Here is a 17,184-nt window from a genome sequence, read left to right on the forward strand (position 1 = left end):
GCCCTCATCCCCTGTCGGCAGCCTCCGGGGGACGGGGGCCTGATCACTACTCCCCCGCCCCAACTCTTCCTCGTTCAGGGTCGGTTGCCAAAGACGAGCTCCGGCCGCGACACCTGGAAGATCAAGCCACAACCACGGAGTTCGCGCAACCGGTCGGCAGCCTGGACCGGAAACCGGCAGCAGCTCAGGCCGACAGTTCCCAGATCAGCACCTCGGCCGCCCCGGCCACCCCAGCCCCCTCGGCCGCCACCAGCTCCAGCCCCGCCTCCCCGCTGATCCGTGCCGCGTCACCGGCCGCCAGCGCCTCGTCGCCGATCCGCACGCCGCCGACCACCACGTGGACGTACACCCGCGCCGCGTCCGGCACCGCCGCACGCTCACCCGCGGCGAGCCTGCGCACCCACAGCCGGGCGCCCGCCTGCGGAACGGCGTACGGGGCGGAGGCGGCGAGGCCGGGGACGATCGTGTACGCGGGGTCGCCGCCGGGTTCGAGGGGGGCGAGCCACATCTGGAGGAAGGTGAGCGGACCGTCGCCGTCGTTGCGTTCCACGTGCCGTACGCCGGCCGCGGCGCTGAGGTGCTGGAGGTCGCCGGCCCGTACGACCGTGGCGTGGCCGGTCGAGTCGCGGTGGGTCAGCTCGCCCTCGACGACCCAGGTGATGATCTCGGTGTGGCTGTGCGGGTGCTCGTCGAAGCCCGCGCCCGGGGCGAGGCGTTCCTCGTTGCAGGCCAGCATCGCGCCGAAGCGGAGGTTGTCCGGGTCGTAGAAGGTGCCGAACGAGAAGGCGTGCAGCGACTCGATGCCGGCCGCTTCGTCCCCGCCCGTGAAACGGTCGTCGGAGCGCTGTACGGAGATCATCCGTCCACGGTAGCCGGGCGCGCCCGGCCCCGCGGGCCCCTCAACGACCTGCCGACCGCCCCCGAAAAAGTGGCCCGCGCACCGGTTCGCTACCCGGCAGTACGACCCGCGACCGCCCCGGCCCTCCGTGCACCTGGTCCGATGAGGCAGTCTTGTGTGCGTGCCCCGACCCGATCCTGAGCAGCCCGCTGCCAACGACGCCCCCCTGCATGCCGCGACCCTGAAGAGGCTGGAGCGGTCCTCCGGCCGACTGGCCGCCAACGCGATCGCCCGCATGGACGAGACGCTGCCGTGGTACCGGGCGATGCCCCCGGAGAACCGGTCCTGGATCGGCCTGGTGGCCCAGGCCGGGATCGCGGCGTTCACCGAGTGGTTCCGGCATCCGGAGACCCCGCAGGCCATCTCCACCGATGTGTTCGGTACGGCCCCGCGGGAGCTGACCCGGGCCATCACCCTGCGGCAGACCGTGGAGATGGTGCGGACGACGATCGAGGTCATGGAGGCCGCGATCGAGGAGGTCGCCGCGCCCGGCGACGAATCGGTGCTGCGTGAGGCGCTGCTCGTCTACGCGCGGGAGATCGCCTTCGCGACCGCCCAGGTGTACGCGCAGGCCGCCGAGGCCCGTGGTGCCTGGGACGCCCGGCTGGAATCGCTCGTGGTGAACGCGGTGCTGTCCGGCGAGGCCGACGAGGGTGCGGTGTCCCGTGCCGCGGCGCTCGGCTGGAACTCCCCCGAGCACGTCTGTGTGGTGCTCGGCACCGCCCCGGACGGTGACAGTGAGCTGACCGTGGAGGCGATCCGGCGGGCCGCCCGGCATGCGAAGCTCCAGGTCCTGACCGGGGTGCTGGGCAACCGGCTGGTCGTCATCGCGGGCGGCAGCGACAACCCGCTGCATGTCGCGAAGGCGCTGATCGGCCCGTACGCGGCGGGTCCCGTCGTCGCCGGGCCGGTGGTGCCCGACCTGCTGGCGGCCACCCGGTCCGCGCAGGCGGCGGCGGCCGGGCTGAAGGCGTGCACTGCCTGGCAGGACGCCCCACGCCCCGTGCTGGCCGACGATCTGCTGCCGGAGCGGGCCATGGCGGGAGACCCGGCCGCGCGGGACCAGTTGGTGGAGGAGATCTACAGACCGCTGGAGGAGGCGGGCTCCGCTCTCCTGGAGACACTGAGTGTGTATCTGGAGCAGGCGAGCAGTCTGGAAGGCGCGGCAAGGATGCTTTTTGTCCACCCGAACACCGTGCGCTACCGGCTTCGACGTGTGACTGACGTCACCGGGTGGTCGCCCTCCGACGTCCGCTCGGCGTTCACGCTGCGAATCGCCCTGATCCTGGGGCGCTTGGCCGCGAGAGACACCCAGTCCTAAACTTTTGTCGGACATCAACAATTCCCTATACGGTTCTTCGTCCCTGTCCCCACGGGCGTTACGGACCGTTCGCAAGAGAGAGTGTGAGGGTGCTCGTACTCGTCGCTCCCGGCCAAGGCGCTCAGACGCCCGGCTTCCTGACCCCCTGGCTCGACCTCCCCGGCGCTGCCGACCGCATCGCGGCCTGGTCCGACGCCATCGGTCTCGACCTCACCCACTACGGCACCGAGGCCGACGCAGAGGCGATCCGTGACACCGCGGTGGCCCAGCCGCTGCTGGTCGCCGCCGGTCTGCTGTCCGCTGCCGCAATCAACGCGTCGCCCGACATCGTCGCGGGTCACAGTGTGGGCGAGATCACCGCAGCCGCCTTCGCCGGAGTCATCGACGACGAGGCCGCGCTCCGTCTGGTGCGGGCCCGTGGGCTCGCCATGGCGGACGCCGCGGCGGTCACCGAGACCGGCATGGCGGCGCTGCTCGGCGGCGATCCCGAGGTGTCGGTCCCGCATCTGGAGAAGCTCGGCCTGACCCCGGCGAACGTCAACGGGGGCGGCCAGATCGTCGCCGCCGGCACCGCGGAGCAGATCGCCGCGCTGGTCGCGGACATGCCCGAGGGTGTGCGGCGCGTGGTGCCGCTCAAGGTCGCCGGAGCCTTCCACACGCACCACATGGCGCCCGCGGTCGAGCGGCTGCGTGAGGCCGCTCTGGAGCTGAAGATCGCCGATCCGGCCGTGACGTACGTCTCGAACGCCGACGGCGGGATCGTTGCCACCGGTGACGAGGTGGTCTCCCGACTGGTCGGCCAGGTGGCCAACCCGGTCCGCTGGGACCTGTGCATGGAGACGTTCAAGAAGATGGGCGTCACGGCCCTCATCGAGGTGTGCCCCGGGGGCACCCTCACGGGTCTCGCCAAGCGTGCGATGCCCGGTGTGCAGACCCTCGCGCTCAAGACCCCCGACGACCTCGACGCGGCCCGCGCGCTCATCACCGAGCACGCGGGCGCATAAGGAGCCCGAGAGCATGTCGAAGATCAAGCCCAGCCAGGGCGCCCCGTACGCACGCATCCTGGGCGTGGGCGGTTACCGTCCGACCCGTGTCGTGCCGAACGAGGTGATCCTCGAAACGATCGACTCGTCCGACGAGTGGATCCGCTCGCGCTCCGGCATCGTGACCCGTCACTGGGCCTCCGAGGAGGAGACTGTGGCGGCCATGTCCGTGGAGGCGTCCGGCAAGGCCATCGCGGACGCCGGGATCGATCCCTCGCAGATCGGTGCCGTGATCGTCTCCACCGTCTCGCACTTCAAGCAGACCCCGGCCATCGCGACCGAGATCGCCCACAAGGTCGGTGCGGGCAAGCCCGCCGCCTTCGACATCTCGGCCGGCTGCGCGGGCTTCGGCTACGGACTGACGCTCGCCAAGGGCATGATCGTCGAGGGTTCGGCCGAGTACGTCCTCGTCATCGGCGTGGAGCGGCTCAGCGACCTCACCGACCTGAAGGACCGGGCGACCGCCTTCCTCTTCGGCGACGGCGCGGGCGCGGTCGTCGTCGGCCCCTCCAAGGTGCCGGCCATCGGGCCGACCGTCTGGGGCTCCGAGGGCGACAAGTCCGAGACCATCAAGCAGACCGTGCCGTGGAACGACTTCCGCGTCGGCGACGTCGCCCAGCTCCCGCTCAACGAGGACGGCGAGGTCAAGTTCCCGGCCATCACGCAGGAGGGCCAGGCGGTCTTCCGCTGGGCCGTCTTCGAGATGGCGAAGGTCGCCCAGCAGGCGCTGGACGCGGCCGGGATCTCCGCGGAAGACCTGGACGTCTTCATTCCGCACCAGGCCAACATGCGGATCATCGACTCGATGGTGAAGACCCTGAAACTGCCGGAGAACGTCACGGTCGCTCGTGACGTGGAGACCACCGGCAACACCTCCGCCGCCTCGATTCCGCTCGCGATGGAGCGGCTTCTGGCGACCGGTCAGGCCAAGAGCGGCGACACGGCGCTCGTCATCGGATTCGGGGCGGGTCTCGTCTACGCCGCGACGGTCGTTACCCTCCCCTAGGCACACCAGGCCCTTTCGGCCCGGACGTCCCAACCCAGCACATACACACCGAAGGAGCGCCAACATGGCTGCCACGCAGGAAGAGATCGTCAAGGGTCTCGCCGACATCGTCAACGAGATCGCCGGTATCCCGGCCGAGGACGTCCAGCTGGACAAGTCCTTCACCGACGACCTGGACGTCGACTCGCTGTCCATGGTCGAGGTCGTCGTCGCCGCCGAGGAGCGCTTCGACGTGAAGATCCCCGACGAGGACGTCAAGAACCTCAAGACGGTCGGCGACGCCGCCGAGTACATCCTGAAGCACCAGGCCTGATCAGGCCGACCCTGTGTCGCCACCCGGCGGTGGCGCCGCTGATTCACGACCCCCTACACGTGGAGAAGATTTTCCAGTGAACTCGACCAATCGCACCGTGGTCGTCACCGGTATCGGCGCAACCACTCCGCTGGGTGGCGACACGGCGTCGACCTGGGAAGGACTGATGGCCGGTCGTTCCGGTGTCAGGACTCTCGAGGGCGAACGTTTCGCCGAACTGCCCGTCCGGATCGCCGCGACCGCGGCTGTCGACCCGGGCGACGTACTGCCCCGCCCGCTCGCCCGCAAGCTGGACCGCTCGGCGCAGTTCGCGCTGATCGCGGCCCGCGAGGCCTGGGCCGACGCCGGTTTCACCGGCAAGGCCGGTGAGGACGAGCAGGTCCGGCCCGAGCGGCTGGGCTCGGTCATCGCCTCCGGTATCGGCGGTGTGACCACCCTGCTCGACCAGTACGACGTGCTCAAGGAGAAGGGCGTACGCCGCGTCTCCCCGCACACCGTGCCCATGCTCATGCCGAACGGCCCGGCCGCCAACGTCGGCCTGGAGGTCAACGCCCAGGCCGGTGTGCACACCCCGGTCTCCGCGTGCGCCTCGGGTGCCGAGGCGATCGGGTACGCCGTCGAGATGATCCGCACCGGCCGTGCCGATGTGGTCCTCGCCGGTGGCACCGAGGCGGCCATCCACCCGCTGCCGATCGTGGCGTTCGCCAACATGATGGCGATGTCCAAGAACAACGACGAGCCCGAGAAGGCCTCGCGTCCGTACGACACGGGCCGTGACGGCTTCGTCCTCGGCGAGGGTGCCGGGGTCGTCGTCCTGGAGTCCGCGGAGCACGCCGCCGCGCGTGGCGCCAAGGTCTACTGCGAGGTGCTGGGCCAGGGTCTGTCCGCGGACGCCCACCACATCGCGCAGCCGGAGCCGACCGGCCGCGGCATCGCCACCGCGCTGCAGAACCTGCTGGACCAGACCGACCTGAAGCCGTCGGAGGTCGTGCACCTCAACGCGCACGCCACGTCGACGCCGCAGGGCGACGTCGCCGAGCTGAAGGCGCTGCGCAAGGTGCTCGGCGACGACCTCGACCACGTCGCGATCTCCGCGACGAAGTCGATGACCGGCCACCTGCTCGGTGGTGCGGGCGGCATCGAGACCGTCGCGACGGTTCTGGCGCTGCACCACCGGATGGCTCCGCCGACGATCAACATCGACGAGCTCGACGAGGCCGTGGAGGCGGACATCGTGCGCGACAAGCCGCGGCCGCTGCCGGAGGGCTCCATCGCCGCGATCAACAACTCGTTCGGGTTCGGCGGGCACAACGTCGTCCTGGCGTTCCGCAGCGTCTGACGCCCAGCCCGAGGCCCAGTCCGAAGCCCGATACACCGAAGCCCGCTTCCCCCGTCGGGGAGGCGGGCTTCGTCCGTCGTACGCGACGGTCCGGCATGGTCCGGACGCGGCACCGGGCCCTACACCACCTGGTGCAGCCAGCGCACCGGCGCACCCTCTCCCGCGTGGCGGAAGGGCTCCAGTTCGTCGTCCCACGGCTTGCCGAGCAGCTTGGCGATCTCGGCCTGCAGGTCGCTCTCGCCGCGCACGGACCGCGCCAGTGCGGCCCGCAGCCGGTCCTCGGGCACCAGGATGTCGCCGTGCATGCCGGTGACGGCGTGGAAGATGCCCAGGCCGGGCGTGGAGCTGTAGCGCTCGCCCTCCGCCGTGGGGCTGGGCTCGGCCGTCACCTCGAACCGCAGCAGGTCCCAGCCGCGCAGTGCGGAGGCCAGTTGCGACGCCGTGCCGGCGGCGGCCTGCCAGGAGAACTCGGCCCGCCAGGTACCGGGGGCGGCAGGCTGTCTGATCCAGTCCAGCTGGACCCGCACCCCGAGGACACCCGCCACCGCCCATTCGACATGGGGGCAGAGCGCGCGTGGTGCGGAGTGAACGTACAGAACTCCACGTGTCGTCACCGGGACCTCCAGTGTGGGACGAAGTTCGCCTTTCCCAGCGGCCCCGCGTCCGTACCGTCCCTTGTCCGCCGGCTCCCGAGGTCGTCATCAGTAAACAGCATCGGGGTGAATCTCCTGAAAAAGGACCGAATATGACGTGATGTGATTGTCGGAAAGCACCCGAGTGGAGCCGGGTACGGGGACATGCCGCTGGCTCGACGAGGAAAAGCTACCGCGCGGCGGCGTCCCGGGGGTGACGTACGGTCGGTCCCGGGCCCTTCCCTCGCTCGGCTTTCACCCTGCGGGGCACCCGGGCCCTCCGACCGGTGCCAGGAGGGGTTGCCGGAGGCATGAGCGAGGGGGATCAAGGGATGCGGAATCGTTCCGCCCGTCGTCGTCCGCGTACCGCGGCAGCCGTGCTGACGGTGGTCTCGCTGCTCGGCGCGGCCGCCCTGACGGGGTGCCAGGGGACGGCGGAGAAGCCGGGGGCCGAAAAGCGGTCGCCGTCCGCCGAGGCTCCGGACTGGAACCGCAGCCCGGCGTCGGTGGCCGCGGTCGGGGACTCCATCACCCGTGGTTTCGACGCCTGTTCGGCGCTGTCGGACTGTCCCGAGGTGTCCTGGGCGACCGGCACGGACAGCATCGTGCGCAGCCTCGCCGTGCGGCTGCTGGGAGCGTCGGGGGTCGCCGGACACAGCTGGAACCATGCCGAGACGGGGGCCAGGATCGCGCAGCTGCCGAAGCAGATGACGCTGGCCGCGAAGGAGAAGCCGGATCTGGTGACCGTGATGATCGGCGCCAATGACGCCTGCCGGGACACCGTGACCCAGATGACACCGGTGGCGGACTTCCGGGCGTCGTTCGAGGCGGCGATGCGCGAGTTGCGGACCAAGGCGCCGAAGACACAGGTGTACGTGACGAGCGTGCCGGATCTGATGCGGCTCTGGTCGATAGGGCGGGACAACGCCCTGAGCAAGCAGATCTGGAACCTGGGGATCTGCCGGTCGATGCTGGGCGATGCGGACGACATGGGTGCGGACGCCGTGGCCCGGCGCGCGTCGGTGCAGAAGCGGGTGGTGGCCTACAACGACGTGCTGCGGACGGTCTGCGCGAAGGACCCGCTCTGCCGCTACGACGGCGGGGCGGTCTTCGACTACCGCTTCACCGGCGCACAGCTCAGCCAGTGGGACTGGTTCCATCCGGGGCGCGACGGCCAGGCCCGACTGGCAGAGATCGCGTACCGCAATGTCACGTCGGCCCGTCCCCCGGCGTAGGGTCTGTGATCATGAACACGGGTTCGGGCACGGCGCTGCACAGGGACGTATTCGGCACGCTCGCGGACGGCACCGCTGTGCACCGCTGGACGCTGGAACGGGACGGCATCCAGGTGCGGGTGCTGACGTACGGCGGCATCGTGCAGTCCGTCGAGGTGCCCGACCGGGACGGGCGGCGGGCGGATGTCGCGCTCGGGCTGCCGGACCTCGACGGGTACCAGCGGTATCCGGGGCCGCACTTCGGCGCGGTGGTCGGGCGGTACGCGAACCGGATCGGCGGTGCCCGTTTCGAGCTGGACGGGCAGACGTACCGGGTGACGCGCAACGACGGCCGCAACCATGTGCACGGCGGGGACCGGGGCTTCAGCCGGCGGGTGTGGCAGGCGCAGGAGGTGGCCGACGGGGTGCGGCTCTCCCTGGTCGCCGAGGACGGCGAGGAGGGCTTCCCCGGCCGTCTGGCGCTGTCGGTGACGTACACCCTGGACGAGGGCGGGGCGCTGCGGATCGCGTACCGGGCCACGACCGACGCCCCGACGGTGCTGAACCTGACAAACCACACGTACTGGAACCTCGCGGGCGCGGACAGCGGCAGCGCGCTCGGGCAGGTGCTGCGGATCGCGGCCGGGCGGATCACCCCGGTGGATGCCGAGTTGCTGCCGACGGGCGAGTTCCTGCCGGTGGACGGGACCCGGTTCGACTTCCGTGAGCCGAAGTCGGTCGGCCCGGGCTACGACCACAACTTCGTGCTGGACCGGGCCGGGGAGCCGGCGGCCGAGCTGTACGACGAGGCGTCGGGGCGGGTCCTGACCGTCACCACGACGGAGCCGGGGATGCAGCTCTACACGGCGGACCACTTCGACGGGCAGCCGTTCGGGCCCTGTGCCGGGATCGCGCTGGAGACCCAGCACTTCCCGGACTCCCCGAACCGGCCCGAGTTCCCGAGCACGGTGCTGCGGCCGGGCGAGGAGTACGTCTCGACGACGGTGTACGGGTTCGGGGTGCGCTGAGCACCGACCGGGTGGCATGAGGAGAGCCCCGGCGCGGGGTGGGACACCGCGCCGGGGCTCTCCCGTACCGGGGGGGTGTCGCTACTCCTCGACGTCCACCGTCGCCCTGAGGCGTACGTCGCCGAGCGAGTGGGCCGCCTGGACCTCGTAGGTGCCGGGGACGAGGGTCCAGTCGTGCGCCGTCTCGTCCCAGATCTCGTACCCGCGCCGCTCCAGCGGGATCACGGCCTCGACGCTCTCGCCGGGGGCCGCCTCGACGCGGGCGAAGCCGGCCAGCCAGCGGGCCGGGCGTTCGGCGGTGTCTTCCTGGGGTGCCAGGTAGAGCTGGACGGTCTCGGCGCCGGGCCGGGTGCCGGTGTTGCGGAGGCGGACGGTGACGGTGCCGGGAGCGGCGTCGAGGCTCTCGTACTCCCAGGTGGTGTAGCCGAGTCCGTGGCCGAAGGGGTACGCGGGCGCGGTGCCGGCCTTCTCCCAGGCCCGGTAGCCGATGAACACGCCCTCGCCGTAGTGGAGTTGGCCGTCGATCGGGGTGGTGCGGGAGACCGGGGCGTCGGCGAGGGCGACCGGCCAGGTGGTGGGCAGCCGCCCGCCCGGTTCCTCGGCGCCGAGCAGGACGTCCGCCAGGGCGTGGCCGGCCTCCTGGCCGGGGAACCAGCTGAGCAGCACCGCGGCGACCTCGTCGCGCCACGGAAGCTCCACCGGGGCCCCGGAGTTGACGATCACGACGGTGTTCGGGTTCACCGCGGCGACGGCCCTGACGAGGGCGTTCTGGTGGCCGGGGAGCTCCAGGCCGGTGCGGTCGAAGCCCTCGGACTCGACGCGTTCGGTGGTGCCCACGACGACGATCGCGTTGTCGGCCGTGCGGGCCGACTCGACGGCTTCGGCGATGAGTTCCCGGGGGTCGCGCTGCGGGCCGAGGTGGCAGAGGGAGAAGAGGACGCCGGAGACCGGCGAGTCCTCGCCCAGGGTGTCGGGGACACACCGCAGGGAGACCTCGACGGGTTCGCCCGCGGTGAGGTGGATCCGGCCGCGTTCCACGGGGTTGCCGAAGAACGCCTCCCCGGGGTCGTCGGAGGCGGTGGCGCGCTGGACCCCGTCGTACAGGGGCTGCCCCGCGACGGTCAGGCGGAGCTCCCCGGTGCCGCGGGTGCCGAAGACGTGCTCGCCGCTGTCGCGGGGGACGAAGGTGCCGCTGATCTCGACGCTGTGCAGCGCCTGAGGGGTCACACCCTCGGGGAAGCCGGTGCCGATCCACTGGATGGTGCCCCGGTGCAGCGGGGCCGAGCCGATGACGGTGCCGGAGGCGTCGTGGCAGACGGCCCTGAGCTCGAAGCCCTTCTCGGCCAGGGTGAGTTCGTCGTTCGGGTCGGCGCCGACGCGGTAGTCGAGCACGCCCTCGGGCAGGGCGGCGGCGAGGCCGTCCAGCGGCGGGACGATGTGGTGCGGGGCGACCTGGGCGGAGCCGCCGCCGAGGACCCGGGCGTCCCGGGCGAGCGCCCCGCTGAGCGCGACCCTGCGGACGGCGGCCGGGTCGATGGGCAGGGCGGCGCGTTCGTTGCGCAGGAGGACGAAGGAGCGGCGGGCGATCTCGCGGGCCAGGGCGTCCCCGTCGACGGCGTCGGGGAGGGTGGCCTCGTCCACGGCGGGCGGGGCGCCGTCCAGGATGCCGACCCGGGCGGCCAGTCGCAGCACGTTGCGTACCGCCGCGTCGACGACGGACTCCTCGACCTCACCGGCCCGTACCGCGTCGGCGAGCGCCTTCCCGTACACGGTCCTGGGGCCCGGCATGGCGACGTCGAGGCCGGCGGAGATGGCGGCGACGGTGGAGCGGGCGGCCAGCCAGTCGGAGACGACGAACCCGTCGAAGCCCCATTCGCCGCGCAGCACGGTGTTCAGCAGAGGGTGGTGCTCGGTCATGGTGACGCCGTTGACCTGGTTGTACGCGGCCATGACGCCCCAGGGGCGGGCGTTCTTGACGACGCGTTCGAAGGGTGCAAGGTAGAGCTCGCGCAGCGGGCGCGGGGCGACGATGTTGTCGACCGTGAAGCGGTCGGTCTCCGCGTCGTTGGCGACGAAGTGCTTGACGGTCGTGGCGACTCCGCCGTCCTGCACGCCCCGCACATGGGCGGCGCCGATCTCGCCGGTGAGGTACGGGTCCTCGCTGTACGCCTCGAAGTGGCGGCCGCCGAGCGGGGACCGGTGGAGGTTCACGGTCGGCGCGAGGAGGACGTGCACGCCCTTGCGGCGGGCCTCCTGGGCGAGCAGCCATCCGGCTCGGCGGGCCAGGTCCGGGTCCCAGGCCGCGGCGAGCGCGGTCGGCGAGGGCAGCGCGACGGACGGGTCGTCCGGGTTCCATTCGGCCCCGCGGACACCGACCGGCCCGTCGGACATCACCAGCGGGAGCAGTCCGACCGCGGGGAGTCCGGGGAGCGACCACATGTCCTGGCCGGCCAGCAGCCGCGTCTTGTCGTCGAGCCCCAGCGCGGCGAGCGCCGCATCGACCGCGGCCTCGCGGACGGCATCGGGATGACTGGATGCGGGCGCACCTGCCACGGGCGTACCTCCTCGTCGACCTCCGGCACGGAAGGTCTCCCTAGTGACTCCCCCACGACCAGAGAAGTATGATTTGTCATCATTTCATTGACCGGCCCGCGGGGCTCGTTCATAGCCCGTAGCGCGAGGCGGCCCGGCGGCGCGGCACGGTCCGGCGGCACGGGGCGGCCCGCAACCGCCTGTACGACAAGATCGATAAGCACCACCTGCGGGTGATTTCGCAGCGGTCTACGCGCGTCCGGGATCATGACGCCGCCCAGGCGCCCCAGGGTGGGGCGCATGACTTCCACGCCTGCCGGATCTTCCTCCGGCCTGCCCTCGCGCCGCACCGTGATCACGGGCGCCGCAGCCGGTGCCGCCGCCCTTGCCGTGACGGCCGCGGGTTCCGCACATGCCGCGGCACCCGGCTCCCCCGACGCCCCGGTGACCGCGCTCGCGCCCGCGGCCACCGGCTCGGACTGGGACGCCTGTCTGACCGTGGCCCGCGCCATCGTCGTCCACGACGAGCAGGACCAGCCGCTGGTCCCCCGCTACCGGGACGTCCTGCTGTCCAAGGGGCTGCCGCGCACCCGTAAGGCTCCCAAGAAGGTGCTGGTCGTCGGCGCGGGCCCGGCCGGCCTCACCGCCGCCCGGCTGCTCCGCGACGCCGGGCACACCGTCACCGTGATCGAGGCCAACGGCAATCGGGTCGGCGGCCGGATCAAGACCTTCCGCGCGGGCGGACACGAGCACGCCAAGGCGCCCTTCGCCGACCCGAAGCAGTACGCCGAGGCCGGCGCCATGCGGATCCCCGACAGCCACCCGCTCGTCACCGGGCTCATGGACGGCTTCGAGCTGAAGCGCCGCCGCTTCTACCTCGCCGATGTCGACGCCGAGGGCCGGCCGGTGAACCGTACCTGGATCCACGTCAACGGCATCCGGATGCGCAAGGCGGACTACGCGGCGAAACCGCAGGCGATCAACCGCTCGTTCGGCGTCCCGGCCGCGTTCGAGGACAAGCCCGCCGCGACGATCGTGCGGGAGGCCTTCGCGCCCGTGCGCAAGGAGTTCGAGGGCAAGGAGGGCCGCGAACTCGTGGAGGGCTGGGCCCGGGTCATCCAGCGGTACGGGCACTGGTCGATGTTCCGCTTCCTGACCGAGGCGGCCAAGCTCGACGAGCGCACCATCGACCTCGTCGGCACCGTCGAGAACCTCACCTCGCGGCTCCATCTCGCCTTTGTGCACAGCTTCATCGGGTCGTCGCTGATCAGCCCGGACACCGCGTTCTACGAGCTGCCGAACGGCACGGCCACCCTCGCCGACGCGATGTACGCGCGGGTCAAGGACCTGGTGCGGCTGGACCGCCGGGCCGCCAGAATCAGCTACGGCGCGAACAGCGTCCGGGTCGAGACGGTGTCCGAGGGCCGCGACGGCAAGCCGCTCGTGCGCGAGGCCTTCACCGGCGACCGGGCGATCATCACCGTGCCGTTCTCCGGGCTGCGCCACATCCCGGTGTCCCCCGCGCTCAGTTACGGCAAGCGGCGGGCGATCACCGAGATCCACTACGACGCGGCGACCAAGGTGCTCCTCGAGTTCAGCCGCCGCTGGTGGGAGTTCGAGGAGAAGGACTGGAAGGCCGAACTGGACCGGATCAGGCCCGGTCTGTACGAGGCCTACCGGCTGGGCAGGGCGCCGGCCGACGGCTCGTTGCTGGGCGCCCACCCCTCCGTGCCGTCCGGGCATCTTCCGCCCAACCAGCGGGTGCACTACGCGGCGTACCGGGCCACCGCCCGCAACCAGCCCGAGGCGGCCCACGTCATCGGCGGCGGATCGGTCACCGACAACCCCAACCGCTTCATGTTCCAGCCGTCCCACCCGGTCGAAGGCAGTGCGGGCGGCGTGGTCCTCGCCTCGTACAGCTGGGCCGACGACGCGCTGAAGTGGGACTCGCTGGACGACGACGAGCGCTACCCGCACGCCCTGGGCGGGGTGCAGGACGTGTACGGGCAGCGCATCGAGGTCTTCTACACGGGTGTCGGCGCCACCCAGTCGTGGATGCGCGACCCGTACGCGTACGGCGAGGCGTCGGTGCTGCTGCCGGGGCAGCACACCGAGCTCTTCGCCGATGTGCGCTCCGTCGAGGGGCCGCTGCACTTCGCCGGCTGTCACACCTCGATCAAGCCGGCCTGGATCGAGGGCGCCCTGGAGTCGGCGGTCAGGTCCGCGCTGGAGGTGCACAGCAGCTGACCGGTGCGCGGCGGGCGTCACTCAGCGGGCCGGGCCCCGGGTGACGTCCAGCCCGACGAGCATCGCTCGGCTCGGCTCCTCAGCTCTTGTCGAGGCTGTACGGGGCGGGGCTCGCGTCCTCGTCGGGCGTCATCAGATCGCGCGCCAGCAGGGTGGCGCCGGCGACGGCGCCCGGCATCAGGAACACCGCGACGAGCGGAAGAAGGAAGGCGAGTCCCAGCGGTACGCCGAAGCCGAGGGTCAGCATGCGGCGCCCTCGCAGCAGGGCGAGCCGGTCCGCCAGGACCATGCCACGGCGCTGGAGCGCGACGGCGGTGAGTTCCTCGGAGAGGAAGTAGCCGGTGACGCAGAAGCCGATCACCGGGACGACGGTCTGGCCCACGACCGGAATGAATCCGAGGCCGAAGAGCAGGACCGAGTACAGCCCCACCCGGACCAGGATGCGGACGCTGTCGCGGGCGGAGATCCACAGGTCCTGCCACAGCGGCCGTCCGGACTCGAAGACCTCGCCGTCCTCCGTGCGCTCCACCTGTTCGGAGAGCGACTCGTAGAAGGGCTGGCCGACCAGCAGTGTCACGGCGGTGAACGTGATCACGGCGAGGAAGAGTCCCAGGGCGAAGACCAGCGCCGTCAGGGTCTTGCGGAGCAGGCCGGGCCAGGGCGACGACCAGTCGTCGGCGAAGGGGGTCGCCCAGCTCACCAGGTCGTCGGCGCCGTAGCCGAGGCCGACGAGCGCCGCCGCGTACAGCACGAGGGTGATGAGTCCGGGCAGCAGCCCGAAGCCGAGCCAGCGTCCGTGCCCGGCGACCCATCTCTGTCCCTTTATCAGGTAGCCGAAGCCCACCCCTAGATCACGCATGGCGTCAGCGTACGGTGCGGGCCGGGCACCCCGCCGCCCGCGGACGGGCGGTCGGGGCGCGGGGGCCGTCAGTCGAGAGACACGACCATCTTTCCGATGTTCTCGCCGCGCAGCAGCCCGAGGAAGGCGTCGACGCCGTGCTCGATGCCTTCGGCGAAGGTCTCGCGGTACTTCAGCTCGCCCGACGCCAGCCAGCCGGAGACCTCCCGGACGAACTGCGGCTGGAGGGCGGTGTGGTCACCGACGAGCATGCCCTGGATGCGCAGCCGCTTGGCGATGACCAGGGCGAGGTTGCGCGGGCCGGGGGGCGGCTCGGTGGCGTTGTACTGGGCGATCATGCCGCAGACGGTGATCCGGCCGTGCACGTTGAGCGAGGAGATCGCCGCTTCGAGGTGCTCGCCGCCGACATTGTCGAAGTAGATGTCGATGCCGTCGGGCGCGGCGTCGCGCAGCTGCTCGGCGACCGGGCCGTCCTTGTAGTTGAAGGCCGCGTCGAAGCCGTACTCCTCCACGAGGAGCCGGGCCTTCTCGTCGGAGCCGGCCGAGCCGATGACCCGCGAGGCGCCCTTGAGCTTCGCCATCTGGCCGACCTGGCTGCCGACCGCACCGGCCGCGCCGGAGACGAACACGGCGTCGCCCTCCTTGAAGGAGGCGACCTCGAAGAGGCCCGCGTAGGCGGTGAGTCCGGTCATGCCGAGCACGCCGAGATAGGCGGAGAGCGGGGCGAGCGAGGCGTCGACCTTGGTGGCGTGCTCGGCCGGGACCGAGGCGTACTCGCGCCAGCCGAGACCGTGCAGGACATGGTCGCCGACCTCGAAGCCCGCCGCGTTCGAGGCGATGACCTCGCCGACCGCTCCGCCGTCCATGGGGTGGTCGAGCCTGAAGGGCGGGACGTACGACTTCACGTCGTTCATCCTGCCCCGCATGTACGGGTCGACCGAGAAGTAGAGGTTGCGGACGAGGACGCGCCCCTCGCCGGGAGCGGCGACCGGGGTCTCACGCAGCGCGAAGTCCTCGGCCTTGGGCCAGCCATGGGGGCGTGCGACGAGGTGCCATTCACGGCTGGACGGGGGAAGTGCTGCGGACATGGGCTCGGGGTCTCCTCACTGCCGTGCGGCCTCCGTCGGCCGAGGGGGGCCGAGCAGGAGGGCGAACAGTTTCACCAGGTGGGACAACCTAACAACGATGCGCGCGGACGACGGGGAAGGGGGCTGGGGCGGCGGAGCAGTTGCGTGACTCGCTCGCGTTCGCCCGGGAGACAGGACGGCCCGGGGCCACGCGGTCGGGCGAGTCGGGTCACTGGCAGAACCACAGGAGCCAGCACGACTCGGGCTTGACCGAGGTGGGGCTGGAGGTGGGGGTGGGCGATGCCGGTGTCCCCGACTGTGTCGGTGTCGGGGACACGGACTGCGTCGGGTCGTCACCGGGCCGGGCGGGGTCCGACGGTTCGGCGGACGCCCCCTCGGCGCCGCCGGATCCGGAGGAGGGTCCGGTGGAGGCGGAGGGCTTGGCGGAGGCCGGTGCCAAGGAGGCGCGGGAACCCTGGGTGCGGGCACCGATGGCCGCTTTTGTGGTGGAGGCCGGACGGGAACCGGCGGCCGGGGAGGCGGAGGAGGCATCCGCGGACGGTTCGGCCGTGCTGCTCGGCGAGGAGGCCGGTGCGGTGGTGGCCGGGACCGATTCACGCATCTGGTCGGCCGCGCCGTCGCCGTCCGGCTCGATGGCCAGCTCCGCCAGGCTCAGCGCCCCGGCCGCCAGCACCACGCCGAGCGCGGCGAGCAGGGCCCTGCGGCCCCGGCGGCGGCGTGCGCGCCGGCCTCGCCCGTGGGCCCGGCCGCCGCGGCCCGCCGCCCCGGAATGCCGCCTGCCGCGCGCGGGCCCGTCGGCCCTCCGCCCCCGGCCGCGCCGGCCCCCGGGACCGGGCGGGGTGGCGGCCTCATGCTCCGTTTCCGGTTCGTCGCCCAGGAACGCGGGCGTGACACGGTGGCTCAGCGCCTCGGCCGGGGTTCCGCATCCGGCACAGGCCAGAGCACCGTTGAGATGCCGCCGACACGCGTCGCAGTAGTCCATGGCGCCCGCAGAATAGAGGGCCTCCAGGACACAGCGGAATGCCGCTCAGGTGACGATCCTGTGTGGAACGGTGGTGCCATGACCGCGCCCGCTCCTTTCGGCCCACGTGAGTTCCAGCTCGTCCTGCTGCGCCGGATGGCCGATCACCAGCCCGCTCTCGTGGACGACGCCCGGCAGGAGCTGAGCGCCTCGCTCGCCGAGATGCGGGAGGCCAACCGGCGCTGGCAGGCCATGGTGCGGGCGCCGCACGGGCGGGGCGCCCTGCGCCGCTACCGTTCGGTGCTCGGCGAACCCGAGTCCCGCGTCCACCGCACGATCGGTGACCTGGAGTGCGACGCACTGCTGTGGCCGGTGCCGCTCTGGCCGGATCTGCGGTTCGAGGTGATGGCCGCACCGGGCGGGGCCGTGTGGAACGCCTGGCTGGTCCGGGCACCGGGAGCGCCGGGGCCGAAGCTGCGTACGGCCGAGGATCTGCGCCCCTGGTCGTGCACGGTCGACGAGGTCGCGCGGGCCTTCGCACCGGCCCGCCCCATGGAGGGCAGCGCACCGACCCGGTGGGCTCTGGCGATCACCGCCCCGGGGACCGGTGAGCCGTATGTCGCCGAATTCACCTGGGGACTGTTCCAGCGGCTGCTGCCCGGCTGACCCTGTACCGCGTTTTTCTGTCGCTCCGTCAGGTCCG

At 71.8% G+C, this 17,184-nt stretch carries 15 protein-coding genes; 9 read left to right on the forward strand and 6 right to left on the reverse strand.

The features are described from left to right. Positions 1-184: 184 nt before the first annotated feature. Positions 185-859, reverse strand: coding sequence for a pirin family protein (locus AB0L71_RS20575; protein WP_365244702.1), 675 nt, complete (start codon positions 857-859; stop codon positions 185-187). Positions 860-1,019: 160 nt separating this feature from the next. On the opposite strand from AB0L71_RS20575, the gene AB0L71_RS20580 reads away from it, so the two are divergent. From AB0L71_RS20580 to fabF, 5 genes are all read left to right on the forward strand, one after another. Further along, positions 1,020-2,219: a helix-turn-helix domain-containing protein gene (locus AB0L71_RS20580; RefSeq protein WP_365244705.1), complete on the forward strand. Its 1,200-nt coding sequence runs from the start codon at positions 1,020-1,022 to the stop codon at positions 2,217-2,219. An 89-nt stretch (positions 2,220-2,308) separates the two neighbouring features. Then, positions 2,309-3,223: an ACP S-malonyltransferase gene (locus AB0L71_RS20585; protein WP_365244707.1), complete on the forward strand. Its 915-nt coding sequence runs from the start codon at positions 2,309-2,311 to the stop codon at positions 3,221-3,223. A gap of 13 nt (positions 3,224-3,236) precedes the next feature. Next, on the forward strand, positions 3,237-4,268 hold the full coding sequence (locus AB0L71_RS20590; RefSeq protein ID WP_365244710.1) for a ketoacyl-ACP synthase III: 1,032 nt from the start codon (positions 3,237-3,239) through the stop codon (positions 4,266-4,268). Between the two features lie 64 nt (positions 4,269-4,332). Continuing rightward, positions 4,333-4,581 carry an acyl carrier protein gene (locus tag AB0L71_RS20595; protein WP_365244713.1) on the forward strand — a complete coding sequence of 83 codons (249 nt, stop codon included), beginning with the start codon at positions 4,333-4,335 and terminating at the stop codon, positions 4,579-4,581. Positions 4,582-4,657: 76 nt separating this feature from the next. Continuing rightward, positions 4,658-5,920: a beta-ketoacyl-ACP synthase II gene (fabF, locus tag AB0L71_RS20600; protein ID WP_365244716.1), complete on the forward strand. Its 1,263-nt coding sequence runs from the start codon at positions 4,658-4,660 to the stop codon at positions 5,918-5,920. 119 nt (positions 5,921-6,039) lie between these two features. On the opposite strand, the gene AB0L71_RS20605 is transcribed toward fabF, so the two are convergent. Then, complete coding sequence (locus AB0L71_RS20605) at positions 6,040-6,534, reverse strand: DUF3145 domain-containing protein (protein WP_365244719.1); 495 nt, start codon at positions 6,532-6,534, stop codon at positions 6,040-6,042. A 350-nt stretch (positions 6,535-6,884) separates the two neighbouring features. Between AB0L71_RS20605 and AB0L71_RS20610 the strand changes: the two genes are divergently transcribed. Continuing rightward, the gene (locus AB0L71_RS20610; protein WP_365244723.1) at positions 6,885-7,787 is read left to right on the forward strand and encodes an SGNH/GDSL hydrolase family protein; all 903 of its coding nucleotides are present in this window, start codon (positions 6,885-6,887) and stop codon (positions 7,785-7,787) included. An 11-nt stretch (positions 7,788-7,798) separates the two neighbouring features. After that, positions 7,799-8,794 carry an aldose epimerase family protein gene (locus AB0L71_RS20615; RefSeq protein ID WP_365244726.1) on the forward strand — a complete coding sequence of 332 codons (996 nt, stop codon included), beginning with the start codon at positions 7,799-7,801 and terminating at the stop codon, positions 8,792-8,794. A gap of 81 nt (positions 8,795-8,875) precedes the next feature. On the opposite strand, the gene AB0L71_RS20620 is transcribed toward AB0L71_RS20615, so the two are convergent. Then, entirely contained in the window at positions 8,876-11,347 is a 2,472-nt protein-coding gene (locus AB0L71_RS20620; protein ID WP_365244729.1) for a glycoside hydrolase family 3 C-terminal domain-containing protein, read from the reverse strand. A 279-nt stretch (positions 11,348-11,626) separates the two neighbouring features. Between AB0L71_RS20620 and AB0L71_RS20625 the strand changes: the two genes are divergently transcribed. After that, entirely contained in the window at positions 11,627-13,573 is a 1,947-nt protein-coding gene (locus AB0L71_RS20625; protein WP_365244732.1) for an FAD-dependent oxidoreductase, read from the forward strand. A 79-nt stretch (positions 13,574-13,652) separates the two neighbouring features. On the opposite strand, the gene AB0L71_RS20630 is transcribed toward AB0L71_RS20625, so the two are convergent. The 3 genes from AB0L71_RS20630 to AB0L71_RS20640 all read right to left on the reverse strand — a co-directional run bounded on the left by AB0L71_RS20630 (position 13,653) and on the right by AB0L71_RS20640 (position 16,502). Beyond that, a complete protein-coding gene (locus AB0L71_RS20630; RefSeq protein WP_365244735.1) occupies positions 13,653-14,432 on the reverse strand; it encodes an EI24 domain-containing protein in 780 nt (259 codons plus the stop codon). 68 nt (positions 14,433-14,500) lie between these two features. Then, complete coding sequence (locus AB0L71_RS20635; protein WP_365244738.1) at positions 14,501-15,520, reverse strand: NADP-dependent oxidoreductase; 1,020 nt, start codon at positions 15,518-15,520, stop codon at positions 14,501-14,503. A 208-nt stretch (positions 15,521-15,728) separates the two neighbouring features. Then, positions 15,729-16,502: a hypothetical protein gene (locus tag AB0L71_RS20640; RefSeq protein ID WP_365244741.1), complete on the reverse strand. Its 774-nt coding sequence runs from the start codon at positions 16,500-16,502 to the stop codon at positions 15,729-15,731. A 78-nt stretch (positions 16,503-16,580) separates the two neighbouring features. Between AB0L71_RS20640 and AB0L71_RS20645 the strand changes: the two genes are divergently transcribed. After that, entirely contained in the window at positions 16,581-17,147 is a 567-nt protein-coding gene (locus AB0L71_RS20645; protein WP_365244744.1) for a hypothetical protein, read from the forward strand. The last annotated feature ends 37 nt before the right edge of the window (positions 17,148-17,184 follow it).

Source organism: Streptomyces sp. NPDC052052 (assembly GCF_040680455.1).
Classification (GTDB): domain Bacteria; phylum Actinomycetota; class Actinomycetes; order Streptomycetales; family Streptomycetaceae; genus Streptomyces.

Coding starts and splice junctions, on each gene's coding strand:
- AB0L71_RS20615 (WP_365244726.1), top strand. CDS start 7,799: ATGAACACGGGTTCGGGCACGGCGCTGCACAGGGACGTATTCGGCACG.
- AB0L71_RS20645 (WP_365244744.1), top strand. CDS start 16,581: ATGACCGCGCCCGCTCCTTTCGGCCCACGTGAGTTCCAGCTCGTCCTG.
- AB0L71_RS20625 (WP_365244732.1), top strand. CDS start 11,627: ATGACTTCCACGCCTGCCGGATCTTCCTCCGGCCTGCCCTCGCGCCGC.
- AB0L71_RS20595 (WP_365244713.1), top strand. CDS start 4,333: ATGGCTGCCACGCAGGAAGAGATCGTCAAGGGTCTCGCCGACATCGTC.
- AB0L71_RS20610 (WP_365244723.1), top strand. CDS start 6,885: ATGCGGAATCGTTCCGCCCGTCGTCGTCCGCGTACCGCGGCAGCCGTG.
- AB0L71_RS20640 (WP_365244741.1), bottom strand. CDS start 16,502: ATGGACTACTGCGACGCGTGTCGGCGGCATCTCAACGGTGCTCTGGCC.
- AB0L71_RS20635 (WP_365244738.1), bottom strand. CDS start 15,520: ATGTCCGCAGCACTTCCCCCGTCCAGCCGTGAATGGCACCTCGTCGCA.
- AB0L71_RS20630 (WP_365244735.1), bottom strand. CDS start 14,432: ATGCGTGATCTAGGGGTGGGCTTCGGCTACCTGATAAAGGGACAGAGA.
- AB0L71_RS20575 (WP_365244702.1), bottom strand. CDS start 859: ATGATCTCCGTACAGCGCTCCGACGACCGTTTCACGGGCGGGGACGAA.
- AB0L71_RS20590 (WP_365244710.1), top strand. CDS start 3,237: ATGTCGAAGATCAAGCCCAGCCAGGGCGCCCCGTACGCACGCATCCTG.